This window comes from Bradyrhizobium sp. USDA 327, from assembly GCF_041262065.1.
GTDB lineage: Bacteria > Pseudomonadota > Alphaproteobacteria > Rhizobiales > Xanthobacteraceae > Bradyrhizobium > Bradyrhizobium liaoningense.
Genome location: NZ_JBGCCW010000001.1, coordinates 1,343,356 through 1,355,961, shown reverse-complemented (window position 1 = coordinate 1,355,961; position 12,606 = coordinate 1,343,356). Strand labels below are relative to the sequence as shown.

Sequence of the window (12,606 nt, the reverse complement as noted above, 5' to 3'; positions counted from 1 at the left end):
CGCCGGCGGACAGAGCGACCTCAGACGACGTTGATCTTCTCGAAAATGCCTTCCGCGCCAATTTCCTTGGCGTAGGTGGCCATCACGGGATCGGCGAGCTTCTTCATGGCGTCCCGCTCTTCGAATGGAACGCGCTTGAGCTTGCCGGCCTTTTCGAGCGTGTCGAGCTTGACGACCTCTTCGCTCGACTCCAGCTGGCGCCCGTAATCGCCGGCCTCCTTGCCGGCCTTCATGATCGCGTCCTGCAGATCCTTCGGCAAGGTCTTCAGCGTCTTCACCGAGAAGCAGATCGGCCGGATCGATACGGCGTGCTGGGTCAGGTTGAGATGCGGGGCGACTTCGTAGAACTTCATCGCCTCGACGCCGGCCGCCTCGTTCTCGCCGGCCGAGATCACGCCGTTCTGGATCGCGTTGTAGATTTCGTTATAGGCGATCACGGTCGGGCTCATGCCGACGGCCGCGAACGTCTTCGACCAGATCGGCGCCCCCTGCACGCGGACCTTGAGCCCCTTGAGGTCGGCGAGGTTCTTGAGCGGCTTGTTGGCGAAGATGTTGCGGATGCCGCCGCCGGCATAACCGATCAGAACGACGTCGGCCTTCGCCGCGACCTCGTCGGCGACCGGCGCCAGGATATTGGCTTCGACGACCTTGTTCATGTGCTCGATACCCTTGAACACGAAGGGCGCATCGATGAACGGGGCAGCCTTGGCGAAGGTCGACATGTGAGCCGGCGAGACGATACCGTAATCGACAGCCTTGCCCTGCGACATGTACTCGAAATACTGCTTCTCGAGGCCGAGCGAGGAGTTCTTGTGCAGGGTGAAGTTGACGGGCTTGCCGTAGTATTTCTTCACCAGCTCCTCGAACCGGATCAGTGCCCGGTTGAAGGCATGGTCGTCATTGAACTGGACCGCGCCGTTCAGCGTGATCGGGGCTTGCGCCCTGAGGATCGACGGCATGCCGAGCGTAGCCGCCGCAGTGGTCGCACCGATACCAGCGAGAAATGACCTTCGCTTCATCGTCTCCCCTCCCTTTGATGCTCCGCCCCTGTCGCCGGGGCGTGAGCGCAGCCGCTATGCGGCTTGCATTCATGGAGCGTATGAAAAACTACGGCGGGACGGAAGTCATTTCGCTTGGCCTGGACGTCCTCTTCGTCGCAGAACTCCGGCCGCGCCGCCTGCTGCACTGCAACTCGCTTGCTGCGTTCGCCGGCTTCCTTGTCGACGTCGGCGCACTTCCTCCTGGTGTTGCGTCCTGCTCGACATAGGACTCCCTGAGCGACGTCGAGCTCGATGCTCTTGCCGGATCGGCTCCGGACGCGAAAATCGTGGCACCGAGCAAGTACTGCCCTTATGGTCCTCCCAAAACCATGATCCGGCGCCGCTGCGCTGGAACCGGGACGCCCGCGCTTGTCAAAGCTCACCCTGCCGGTCCGGCTCGCCCTCCTGGTCGCGGGAACGATGTTGCCGCTGATCGTCTTTGCGGTCGGCCTTGCCTATTCCAACTATCGCCAGGATCGCAACGAGGCGACGCGCCGGGTGCTGGAGACGGTGCGAAGCATGCGCCTCGTGCTCGACTCCGAGGTGCAGCGGATGACGGGCGGCTTGCAGGTGCTCGCGCTCAGCGATTCCCTGCAAAGCGGCGATTTCGACGGCTTCCGCCGGCTGGCGGCCGAGTTCACGAGCCAGTATGGCGGCGACAGCGTCCTGCTGCTGGCCGACAGATCCGGCCACCAGTTGTTTTCGACGGCCACGACGCAAGCAGCGGACTTGCCACCGCGCAACAACCGCGAAATCGTCGAGCGGGTGTTTGCAAGCAAGGCGCCACAATATTCCGACCTGTTCATCGGTTCGACCAAGAAGCGGCCGATCGTGACCGTGGAAGTTCCAGTGCTTCGCAATGGCGAAGTCGCCTATGCACTCTCCTTCAGCCCGCCGATCGCGATATTCCAGAAATTGGTGGAGCAGCAGCGGCCAAACGATCAATGGACGGTGTCGCTGCTGGACACCAAGGCTCGCGTGTTCGCGCGTACACCCAACCCTGCCGAGACGTTCGGCAAGCAGGCTTCCGGCGCACTCTTCGATACGATGTCCGGCACGCCGGAGGCCGCGCTTTCGACCGTTTCGCTCGACGGCGTGGCGCTGTCTTCCGCCTTCACCAGATCGCAGCTGACCGGCTGGACGGTCGTGGCCGGCGTCAGCGAGAGCTCGCTGATCGCGCCGCTCTGGCGCGACATCGCGATCACCAGCCTAATCGGCGGCATCCTGCTGCTGGTGGGCCTCACCTTCGCGGTGCGGATGGCGACCACGATCGCGCGCGGCGAGATGCTGCACAATCTCCTGATCGAGGAGCTCAACCATCGCGTCAAGAACACGCTGGCCCTGATGCAGGCGATCGCGGTGCAGACCTTCCGCAGCGCCAGCCGGGACGAGCGGACCAAGTTCGAGGGACGGCTCGGCGCGCTGGCCGAAGCGCATAATCTCCTGAGCCAGGAGAAATGGGCAGGCTCGGAGCTAAGGGACGTGATCGTTCGCGCGCTCCAGCCGTTCCTGCTGAGCAATCACGACCGCATCCGCATGGCCGGCCCGGCCGTACCGCTGTCGCCGCGGCTCGCCGTAGTGCTGTCGATGATCGTGCACGAGATCGCCACCAACGCCGCGAAATACGGCGCGCTGTCCAACGAGACCGGCCGGGTGACGCTGGACTGGGAAGTCATCGCTGATGCGCCGAAGCCGCGACTGCGGCTGATATGGACCGAGACCGGCGGGCCGCCGGTGACGGCGCCGGTGCAACGCGGTTTCGGCTCGCGCCTGATCGAGCGCAGCGCGCGCGACCAGCTCGACGGTGAGGCAACCGTCGACTTCCTGCCGCGCGGCGTGGTCTGCACGGTGATCTGCACGCTGGACGAGGCGCCCTGATCCACGGCCTCCCAAGCGCATATCGCAACGCAGCACAGTCATGCTGCGACAATTGCGCTTGCCCGCACCCAATCATCCGATGTTAAACATCGGATGATTGTGAAGCTGCTGGCGTGGCAGCCAACGACAAATGAACCGGCCGCGACAGGCCGGACGGGAGAAACGTACGAGTGGCAAGAGCGCGCCCGAGCCCCGTCGACAAACTGGTCAAGCCCGGCCGCATTCGCGCCGTGCTGACGACGCTCGGCCGCGAGATCGCCCAGGATCTCATTCCCGTCGGGACGACCCTGCCGCCGGAGCCGGAGCTCGAAACCCGTTTCGGCGTCGGGCGCGGCGTGGTGCGCGAGGCCATCAAGACGCTTGCCGCGAAGGGCCTCGTCAGCGTGCGCCCGCGCCACGGCACGCAGGTGCTGCCGCGCCACGAATGGAGCCTGCTCGACCGCGACGTGCTGAGCTGGCTCGTCGGCCAGGACGAGCCCGACCGCGACCTCCTGCTGGCAATCCAGGAGGTGCGCTCGATCATCGAACCTGCAGCCGCAGCTCTCGCCGCCGAACGTGCCACCAGGAACGACCGCTGGCGGATCGACACGGCCTTGGCCGCGATGCAGACCGCAAAGGACCAGGCCAGCGCCCTCGCCGCCGACAAGGCATTCCATCTCGCCATCCTGGACGCGACCCACAACCCGGTCCTCCAGGGCTTTCGCGGCGCGATCGATACCATCCTGAGCACCGTCTTCACCGTCGCCGTCGTCAGCACCGGCGGCTGGTTCAGGGATAATCTGCCGAACCACGTGGCGGCGGCGCGAGCCATCGAGAGCGGCAACCCGGAGAAGGCGCGCGCCGCGATGGAACGCCTGCTGGGCTACACCCGATTGAAGCTTTCGAACCGGAAGACGGCCATCGCCGCGGCGACCCGTAAAACGGTCGGATCGGCCGTGCGCTCGCCCAAGAAAACGAACCTCAAGAACACGAGAAAACGCCATGGACCGTGACACGAAGGGCTCGGCCCAGATCCTCGCTCCGCCGGGAATCGTAAGGCTCGCACACCGACGGAGATATGCCATTGCGCGGGACGTGGTTACGATGGCGGGAAGATCAGCGTGAAATGCCGGCACAGGCATAGCTGAGCCAGGGAGGTCCAATGCAGGTGACGGGCAGTCTGAAGGGGCGATCGTCCCGGCTGATGCGCAGCGTCAATTCGCTGGCGGGAGCCGCGATGTTCGTCGCGCCGCTGCTTGCGCTCGTCGCGATCTGGGCCATCGTCGTGCCGCTGTTCAACGTCAATCCGCGCGTGTTTCCCTCGGTCGGTGCGGTCGGCGCGGCCGCGCTGGACTCGATCCGCGACGGCACGTTGTTCGCCCATGTCGGCGCGAGCCTCTTGCGTGTCGGCCTGGGCACGCTGATCGGGATCGCAACGGCCGTGCCGCTCGGCATCGCCATGGGCGTCAGCCCGACGGTCGCGGCCTTCCTGACGCCGCTGTTCCGCTTCTTCTCCGTGCTCGCCGGCATTGCCTGGATCCCGATCGCGACGCTGTGGTTCGGCTACGGCTTCGGCGCGATCGTCTTCGTGATTTTCAACGCCGTGTTCTTCGTCGTCGCCTACAACACCCTGCTCGGCGTCAGGACCATCCCACACACGCTGCGCAATGCCGCCGCCTCGCTCGGCGCCGGCCGCTGGGCGCTGCTGACCGAAGTGCTGCTGCCGGGCGCGCTCCCCAACATCGTCACCGGCATTCGGACCGGCCTTGGCTTCGCCTGGCGCGGGCTGATCGCCGCCGAGATGATCGCGACCAATGTCGGGCTCGGCTACATGCTGTTCGTCGCGCGCGACTTCTACCGCACCGAGGTGATCGTGTTCGGCATGATCGTGATCGGCGTGCTCTGGCTTCTGATCGACCGTCTGCTGCTGGTCCCGCTGGAACGCGCGACCATCGAGCGCTGGGGCATGGTGAGGCGCGCATGAATCTGATGCTGCAAATCTGGGCCGGCTATACCCGCCTGACCCGGCGCTGGCCGGGGCTCGCCGCGGTCATTCCCTTCATCCCGGTGCTGGCGCTGTGGACGGCGGTGAGCGAGGCCGGCTTGTTTCCGCGCGCGTTCTTTCCGGGCCCGGCCGACGTCATGCGCGCGTTCTTCACCCTCACCTACAAGGGCATCCTGCCCGATTATCTCCAGGACAGCCTGATCCGGCTCGCGACCGGCGCTGCGGTCGGCATGGCGCTCGGCATTCCCTTGGGGGTCCTGATCGGCACCAGCCGCTGGGCGCACCGCATCTGCTGGCCGGTGCTGCTGTTCTTCCAGGCGATCGGCGACATCGCTTGGCTGCCGATCCTCTTGATCTGGTTCGGCTTCGGATTGACGACGATGACCTTCGTCATCGTCTACACCGTGCTGTTCCCGGTCGTGCTCAACACCGTGCTCGGCGTCGAATCCGTGCCGCGCGACCTCGCGCGCGCCGCCCTGAGCCTCGGGGCCTCGCGCGCGCGCGTGCTGTGGGAGGTGACGCTGCCGGGCGCGCTGCCCAACATCATCACGGGCCTGCGCAACGGGCTCGGCTATGGCTGGCGCGCGCTGATCGCAGTCGAGATGATCGTCGGCACGTCGGGCATCGGCTTCATGATGTTCGACGCCCGCCGCGCCGGCTCGACCGTCGAGATCCTGCTCGGCATGATCATTCTCGGATTGCTCTGGTACATCGTGGACGCCTGGATCCTCGCGCCGCTCGAGCGCGCGACCGGCCAGCGTTGGGGATTGGTGACATCATGAAGACGCTCTCGCTGCGAAATCTCGGCAAGACCTATTTCGATCCCTATGCGGGCGCGCATGTCACCGCCGTCCACGACGTCTCGCTCGACGTCGAGCCCGGCGAATTCATCTCGGTGGTCGGCCCCTCCGGCTGTGGCAAGACGACGATCCTGAACATGATCGCGGGCTTCATCCCCTATTCGAAGGGCGACATCCTGCTCGACGGCAAGCCGGTGCACGGGCCCGGCCCCGAGCGTGGCGTCGTGTTCCAGTCATTCGCGCTGTTTCCCTGGAAGACGGTGCTCGACAATGTCGGTTTCGGCCCGAAGATGCGCGGCGTGCCGAGGGCCGAGCGCGACCGCATCGCGCGCGAATATCTGGCGCTTGCCGGACTCTCGCACGCGGCGCACCGCTATCCCAACGAGCTCTCCGGCGGCATGCAGCAGCGGGTCGGCGTGGTGCGCGCGCTCGCCAACAACCCCGACGTCCTGCTGATGGACGAGCCGTTCGCCAGCGTCGACGCGCAGACGCGCATGACGCTCCAGGAGGAACTGACCCGCATCTGGCAGGAGCGCAAACCGACGGTGATCTTCATCACCCACGACGTGGCGGAAGCGGTGTTTCTCGCCAACCGCGTCGTCGTGCTGTCGAAGGGACGCGTGCTCGACCAGATCGCGGTCGACCTGCCGCGGCCCCGGGTCTGGGACGACCTGGTCAAGGACGACCGCTTCAAGCAGCTCTCGGCGCGCGTACTGCAGATGGTGCGCGCAGCATGAGCATCGCCTCCGAGGTCCTGCGCTCGCCCAAGGGCCGCATCGTGCTCGGCACGATCGCCGCATGGGCGCTGTTTCAGCTCTGGCTGACGATCGCGGCGCCGGGCAAGATTTCGCCGGAGCTCACCGGCACATCGGAGAAGGTCAACGTGCAGATCGAGCTGCCGTTCATGCCGGAGCGCTTCCACGTGCTCGCGTTCCAGCAATACGGACGCGTCTCGGGCACGGACGAGCACTCGATCGAACTTCGCGGTGTCAAAAGAACGGACCTCAACGCCGTGGCTCGACCTTACTGGGTCACGGCGGTGGGGCCGATAAAAGAGGGAGGCTGAGGACATGAAACGACTCTTGCTGCTTGCGATCGCGCTTCTAGCCGGCATGGTGCCGGCGAGCGCCCAGACCTTGACGAAAGTGAAGGCCGGCATGGTCACCGGCATCGACCAGATCGGCCTGCCGATCGCACTAGAGCGCGGCTTCTTCGAGAAGTACGGGCTCGACGTCACGATCGCGCGCCCCCTACGCGACCGGCGTCGACGCGCTGAACGCGCTGCAGGCCGGCGAGAGCGAGATCGTGCAGGTCGGCGTGCCCATGATCGGCGCCGTGCTGCGCGGCATGGACCTCGTCGCGCTCGGCAATTACAGCGGAAACGCCACCAAGGCCGGCTCCGACGCGACGATGGCGATCGTCGCGCGCGAAGGTTCGGGCATCGTCAAGGGCGACCTGTCGACGCTGAAGGGCAAGAAGATCGCGGCGTCCTTCGGTACGATCAACCATCTCTACATCCTGGCGACGCTGGAGAAGGCCGGACTGAAGCCCGACGACGTGACGCTGGTCAACACGCCGCCGCCGGACATGACCGTCGCCCTGCTCGCCAAGGGTATCGATGCGTTCTCGGGCTGGGACCCCTGGCCGATCGTCGCCGGCAAGGATGTGCCGGGCGCAGTCGAGATCATCCGCGGCGGCGACGTGATCTCCTATATCGGCTTCAACGTCGCGCTTCGCCCCTGGGTGCAGGCCAATGGCGAGACCATCGAGAAATTCCTCGCGGCCGTCTCCGAGGCCGACCAATGGATGCGCAAGAACCCGAAGCTGGCGGCGCAAGTCGCCACGCGCTGGATTCCGGGGCTCAAGCAGGAAGTCGCCGAGGCGGCGATGCAGTTCAACATCCAGCAGGCCGACCGCCGACTGTCGGCGAACAATTACCGCGCGCTGTGGAGCGCCGAGGACCGGCTCTCCCGGCTCGGCATCCTGAAATCGACCTTCGACGTCAATGCGCATATCGAGCCGAAGCACATTCTCAAGGTCATGAAGGATCGCCCCGAGCTGTTCGCCGACCTGCCGCCGATCCCGGAGACGGCGGCGATCACGCCGGGCTATGTGTTCAAGCCCTGAGCCGGCCGCACACATCGAGATCGGCGCGCTCAGTGCGCCGGTCTCGCCACGCACTGGATTATCGTTCGAGCACGACCTCTCGGAGAACCGCTGCACCGTTCTCCGGAGCGCGCCCTAACCGATCGTCTGCAGCGCCGGAAACGTCTCGAGCAGCCAAATGCTCACATTCGAGACCGCGCCGGTGAGAAAGCCGATGCCGGTGATCACCATCAAGACGCCCATGGCGCGCTCGACATTGACGAGGTGGCCCTTCATGCGCGCGAACAGCGCGGAGAACTGTTCGATCATCAGCGCGGCGATCAGGAAGGGAATGCCGAGGCCCGCGGAATAGACCGCGAGCAGGCCGGCGCCCTTCGTCACCGTGGCTTCGGCCGCGGCGATCGAGAGGATCGCGGCGAGGATCGGGCCGATACAGGGCGTCCAGCCGAAGGCGAAAGCGAGGCCCATGATGTAGGCGCCCCAGAGGCCGACCGGTTTGGGGATCGGCAGCCGTCCCTCGCGCATCAAGAGGCCGATGCGCGTCAGGCCGAGGAAATGCAGGCCCATGATGATGATGACGATGCCGGCGAGAATCGACAGCTCCGCCGACCAGGCACGGATCAGCCCGCCGACCAGCGAAGCGCTGGCGCCGAGCGCCACGAACACCGTGGAAAAGCCGAGCACGAACAGAAGTGCCGACATCATGATCGCGCGCTTGGAGGCAGCGACCGGCTCGTCGCTTTCGACATGCTCGATCGTGGCGCCCGTCAGGTAAACCAGATAGGGCGGAACCAGAGGCAGGACGCAAGGCGAGAGGAAGCTGACGAGTCCGGCAATCAGCGCCGCCGGGATCGAAACATTTTGCATGATGCAATCGGAGCCATCTCAGGCACCGGTACAGCGCGCAAGGAATGCGCCCGGCCCGGAGCCGAACCGGCTCTGGTGTAGCCGATGGCTGAGAATGCGCAACAGAGGCGCACAAAAACCAGGGCTCCTCCCGATGCCATCCGTGATCACAGATGCGGCATCGGGACGCGCACAAACCTCGCCAAAAAGCGAGATTCGGCGGCGCGGCTACTTCACCACGCGGAGCAGCGGACGCCGGGGCTGGTCCTGCGTCTGCTTGGAAGGGGTTGGCGGCTCGCTCGCAGCGCTCCGCAGCATTTCGTCGCACAGCGCCTTGAGATCGGCACTGTCAATTCCTTTCAGCTTCATCCGCACGTCGAGGATGACAATGGACAGCATCTCGGCCGACTCACGGTTGTTGCACTCGTTGAGAGCCCTGCGGCACTCCTCGAGCGTTCCCAGCACCGACTGCAACTGTTCGTCTGAATGCGACACTTGCGTTCTTTCCGTTAACTCGGCCTGCGAGACGTGCTTGTGGCGCCCCCTTTGGCCCGCATGGAAGACCAAAGATAGCACGAGGCTACTGTGCCTCCGAACCTGATTTCAGTGTGTTTCTGCCGTGGGACCGCGGTTCCGGCCGCAGTCGCCCCGCAGCAGCATTGGCGATCGCCGAACTGGTCCGGGAGCAAACGTCTTGCGCGGTGCGATCGATCCATCGCGTGAGACGGCATTTGCCTTCGCGCAAGAATTTCCATCACGGACAGCGCCAGCAATCCCGCAGCCATTTCACGGCTCGCAACGGAACTCACGCCACACCCCCCTCAGACGGGCAATAGCTGCCCGATCCCCCAACCCAAGACAGCACCCCAATACCGCCCACAAGTTGATAAGGATGACGTTCAAAACTCGTCATTCCCCAACCCGCCGTGGTTGTGGTTTGCGTCAGATTCTGCCAGTTTAGCTACCTAAAGGAAATTGTATGCACTCCTTGGCGGCAAGGGGCGTTCCGCTGGCGGAACGCCCAAAAACAAACCTCAGCGGCCTCTCGGATTGGGATGCGGCCCGCATATTCCTGGAAGTCGTCCGATGCGGAAGTTTCCGCTCGGCCGCCGAGCGTTTGTCGCTGTCGATCAACGCCGTGCGCCGGCGGATCGACGATTTCGAACGCCAGACCGGCACCACCCTGTTCACCCGCGACGTCCACGGTACCCATCTGACCGACGAAGGCGCCCTGGTGGTCTCCGCCGTCGAGCGCATGGAGGCGGCCACGTTCGACGTGCTGCGCGCCAGCGATTCGATGGCCAACGCCTTGTCCGGCGAAGTCCGTGTTGCCGTCACCGAAGGGCTCGGCACGTTCTGGCTGGCCCCGCGCCTGGTCGAATTCCAGCAGGCCTATCCGAAGATCCTGGTGGACCTGCATTGCGCGATGCGCTCGGCCGACGTCTCGCGCCATGAGGCCGACGTCGCCATCCATCTGTCGCGTCCCTCGGCGCTCGACGTCAAGCTGGTGCGGCTCGGCCGCATGCATCTGATGTTCTGGGCCTCCGAGAAATACATCGCAAAGCATGGCGCGCCGCGTTCGGCGGCGGAATTGATCAAGCATCGCCTGGTGCTGCAATTCGCCGACCAGCTCGCTGCCAAGGAATCCTTCGAAAGCTTTTTCCCTGGCGTTCCGGAACGTGACCTTCTGGTCATGAAGACCAATGTCTCGAGCGCCAACTACTGGGCGGTCGCGAACGGCGCCGGCATAGGCGTATTCCCGAGCTATGCCATTGCGCTTGGCGGGAAGTTGATTCCACTGGAGGTCGAGCTGAACCGACCGCTCGATATCTGGCTGTCCTACCATCCCGGTAGCGGCCGTATTCCGCGCGTGCGGCACATGATTGACTGGCTGATCGAGGCTTTCAATCCGGCTCGCTTCCCGTGGTTTAAGGAAGAGTTCGTGCACCCGCATGAATTCAAGGACTCGTATATGGGCGAACCCCTGACCCAGCTCTTCGGGGGATTTTCAACCGAAGAACAAAGGTGAGAACAGAGATGAAAGCAGCGGCAAAAAGAATGAAGCAGCGCAGTGCCGGCAAGCCGGACATTGAGCTTGGCAAGCGGATCCGTCTGCGGCGCGTCGAGATGAAGATCTCGCAGGCCGAGCTCGGCGAGAAGCTGGGTGTCAGCTTCCAGCAGGTTCAGAAATACGAGAAGGGCGTCAATCGCGTCGGCGCGGCTCGGCTTCAGCAGATCGCCACCGCCCTCGATGTGCCCGTGACCTTCTTCTACGACGGCGACAACAAGGCCCGCGAAGTCGAGAGCCTGCTCTTCCTCGACTCCGCCTTCAGCCTCCGCCTGCTGCGCGCCTACAGCAAGATCAAGGACCAGACGGTGCAGCGTCAGCTCGTCTCGCTGATGGAATCGATCGCGGCGAACGAGAGCTGAGCTCGATCGGCGATCTGGCCTTTATGGCCAATGTTCAATCCGCCGCGTCACAGGGCGCGGCCGGATTGAACGAGATCCGATGAGATATGTCTGCGCCCGCACGCTTGCGCGCGGTCTGTCTCGGGGCGGCCTGGCCGTCCTCTTTTCTTGGCGGTTTGCCGCCATTCGCCGAACTTCGCGCGCCATGCAATCACAGCACAGGCGGATGCAAGCTCTCCTCCCCTGCGCCGGTTGACCTCGGCGGCGGCTGCGCCGCACATTGCGCTCGGCCACCGACAAGCGAGCGCGCGATGCCCGACATTTCCAGCACGACCGGAACTCCTTACGCCGACGGCAAGATCCTCAAGCACTCGGCCGGTGGCGTCGGCGTGATCACTTTCAACAATCCCGACAAGCGCAACGCGATGTCGCTGGAGATGTGGGAGGGATTTGGCGAGGCGCTGACGGCCTTGCGCGACGACGACACCGTGCGCGTCGTGATCCTGCGCGGCGCCGGGGGCAAGGCGTTCGTCTCGGGTGCCGACATCAGCCAGTTCGAGAAAGTCAGGCACAATGCAGCGGCGTCGGAGGAGTACGCCAGGCGCAGCGCCGCCCAGCGCGCGCTGCTCGCCGACTATCCCAAGCCGACCATCGCCTGCATCGACGGATACTGCCTTGGCGGAGGCATGCAGGTTGCGATGCTCGCCGACATCCGCCTCGCCTCGCACGGCAGCCAGTTCGGCATTCCCGCAGCCAAGCTCGGCATCGCCTACGGCTATGACGGCTTGCGGCATCTGGTGTCGCTGGTCGGCCCAGCCTGGGCGCGGCTTCTGATGTACACGGGCATGCGGATCGATTCCGCCGAGGCGCTGCGCATCGGTCTCGTCGAGCGCCTGTTCCCGGTCGACGACTTCTGGGGCGAGACCATGACGATCGCCGAGTCGATCGCGCAGAACGCCCCGCTCGCGATCAAGGCCGCCAAGATCACCATTGCGCAGGTGCTGAAGGACGAAAGCGCGCGCGACATGGAGGCGATCAAGGCGATCGGCAACGCCTGCATGGACTCGGAGGATTTCCGCGAGGGCCGGCAGGCCTTCATGGAGAAGCGCAAACCGAAGTTCCGGGGGCGCTGAAGCTGAACCCGCGTTCAGGTAGATTAAATTCCTCGTGCAACTCAGCACAGCCGCAACCACTTGATGTCGCGAAAGTTCTCCCGCCACCAACGAGGGAGATTACGATGACACTGAAATTAGCTGTTCTTGGTCTGGCTGCCGTCGGCGCTGTGGCCTTCGCGTCGGGACCGGCCCTCGCGGCAATGCCGAACGGCATCCCGCAGGCCGACAAGATTGCAAGCGGACCGGCCGCTGACGTCGATCAGGTGCGGTGGGGTGTGTAACCCCTGGGGCCGCTGCTGGTGGCGCCCGAACTATTATCGCGCCTACGGCTATTACGGCGGCCCGCGCTTCTACGGCCCGCGTCCGTGGGGCTGGCGTCATCACCATCACTGGCGCCGCTGGTGAACGACAAAGGGGCCCTCGGGCCC

Annotated in this window: 14 protein-coding genes and 1 pseudogene; 12 read left to right on the top strand and 3 right to left on the bottom strand. The window is 64.8% G+C overall.

Features of this window, described 5'->3' with window-relative positions; all coding sequences use genetic code 11:
- Positions 1-20: 20 nt before the first annotated feature.
- Entirely contained in the window at positions 21-1,019 is a 999-nt protein-coding gene (locus ABIA42_RS06200; RefSeq protein ID WP_370114879.1) for a TRAP transporter substrate-binding protein, read from the bottom strand.
- Between the two features lie 80 nt (positions 1,020-1,099).
- Between ABIA42_RS06200 and ABIA42_RS06195 the strand changes: the two genes are divergently transcribed.
- From ABIA42_RS06195 to ABIA42_RS06160, 8 genes are all read left to right on the top strand, one after another.
- Positions 1,100-1,267, top strand: a complete 168-nt coding sequence (locus ABIA42_RS06195) for a hypothetical protein (RefSeq protein WP_370114881.1) — start codon at positions 1,100-1,102, stop codon at positions 1,265-1,267.
- A 193-nt stretch (positions 1,268-1,460) separates the two neighbouring features.
- Positions 1,461-2,918, top strand: a complete 1,458-nt coding sequence (locus tag ABIA42_RS06190; RefSeq protein WP_370123625.1) for a sensor histidine kinase — start codon at positions 1,461-1,463, stop codon at positions 2,916-2,918.
- A gap of 170 nt (positions 2,919-3,088) precedes the next feature.
- Positions 3,089-3,910: a FadR/GntR family transcriptional regulator gene (locus tag ABIA42_RS06185; RefSeq protein WP_370114883.1), complete on the top strand. Its 822-nt coding sequence runs from the start codon at positions 3,089-3,091 to the stop codon at positions 3,908-3,910.
- A 149-nt stretch (positions 3,911-4,059) separates the two neighbouring features.
- On the top strand, positions 4,060-4,881 hold the full coding sequence (locus tag ABIA42_RS06180) for an ABC transporter permease (RefSeq protein ID WP_035670422.1): 822 nt from the start codon (positions 4,060-4,062) through the stop codon (positions 4,879-4,881).
- Complete coding sequence (locus ABIA42_RS06175) at positions 4,878-5,684, top strand: ABC transporter permease (RefSeq protein ID WP_370114887.1); 807 nt, start codon at positions 4,878-4,880, stop codon at positions 5,682-5,684. The genes ABIA42_RS06180 and ABIA42_RS06175 overlap by 4 nt, the downstream gene beginning before the upstream one ends.
- The gene (locus ABIA42_RS06170; protein ID WP_271530013.1) at positions 5,681-6,439 is read left to right on the top strand and encodes an ABC transporter ATP-binding protein; all 759 of its coding nucleotides are present in this window, start codon (positions 5,681-5,683) and stop codon (positions 6,437-6,439) included. The genes ABIA42_RS06175 and ABIA42_RS06170 overlap by 4 nt, the downstream gene beginning before the upstream one ends.
- The gene (locus ABIA42_RS06165) at positions 6,436-6,768 is read left to right on the top strand and encodes a hypothetical protein (RefSeq protein ID WP_194388857.1); all 333 of its coding nucleotides are present in this window, start codon (positions 6,436-6,438) and stop codon (positions 6,766-6,768) included. The genes ABIA42_RS06170 and ABIA42_RS06165 overlap by 4 nt, the downstream gene beginning before the upstream one ends.
- 239 nt (positions 6,769-7,007) lie before the next feature.
- On the top strand, positions 7,008-7,829 hold the full coding sequence (locus tag ABIA42_RS06160) for an ABC transporter substrate-binding protein (RefSeq protein WP_370157123.1): 822 nt from the start codon (positions 7,008-7,010) through the stop codon (positions 7,827-7,829).
- A gap of 114 nt (positions 7,830-7,943) precedes the next feature.
- On the opposite strand, the gene ABIA42_RS06155 is transcribed toward ABIA42_RS06160, so the two are convergent.
- Together ABIA42_RS06155 and ABIA42_RS06150 are read right to left on the bottom strand one after the other, a co-directional pair.
- The gene (locus ABIA42_RS06155) at positions 7,944-8,675 is read right to left on the bottom strand and encodes a cytochrome c biogenesis CcdA family protein (protein WP_239622146.1); all 732 of its coding nucleotides are present in this window, start codon (positions 8,673-8,675) and stop codon (positions 7,944-7,946) included.
- Between the two features lie 207 nt (positions 8,676-8,882).
- A complete protein-coding gene (locus tag ABIA42_RS06150; RefSeq protein WP_028179978.1) occupies positions 8,883-9,149 on the bottom strand; it encodes a hypothetical protein in 267 nt (88 codons plus the stop codon).
- Positions 9,150-9,633: 484 nt separating this feature from the next.
- Between ABIA42_RS06150 and ABIA42_RS06145 the strand changes: the two genes are divergently transcribed.
- The 4 genes and pseudogenes from ABIA42_RS06145 to ABIA42_RS06130 all read left to right on the top strand — a co-directional run bounded on the left by ABIA42_RS06145 (position 9,634) and on the right by ABIA42_RS06130 (position 12,583).
- Positions 9,634-10,683: a LysR family transcriptional regulator gene (locus ABIA42_RS06145; protein WP_271530016.1), complete on the top strand. Its 1,050-nt coding sequence runs from the start codon at positions 9,634-9,636 to the stop codon at positions 10,681-10,683.
- 29 nt (positions 10,684-10,712) lie between these two features.
- The gene (locus ABIA42_RS06140; RefSeq protein WP_028179980.1) at positions 10,713-11,084 is read left to right on the top strand and encodes a helix-turn-helix domain-containing protein; all 372 of its coding nucleotides are present in this window, start codon (positions 10,713-10,715) and stop codon (positions 11,082-11,084) included.
- 290 nt (positions 11,085-11,374) lie between these two features.
- Positions 11,375-12,196, top strand: a complete 822-nt coding sequence (locus ABIA42_RS06135) for an enoyl-CoA hydratase (RefSeq protein ID WP_370114891.1) — start codon at positions 11,375-11,377, stop codon at positions 12,194-12,196.
- Between the two features lie 104 nt (positions 12,197-12,300).
- Positions 12,301-12,583: pseudogene (locus ABIA42_RS06130) on the top strand (hypothetical protein).
- Positions 12,584-12,606 lie beyond the last annotated feature (23 nt).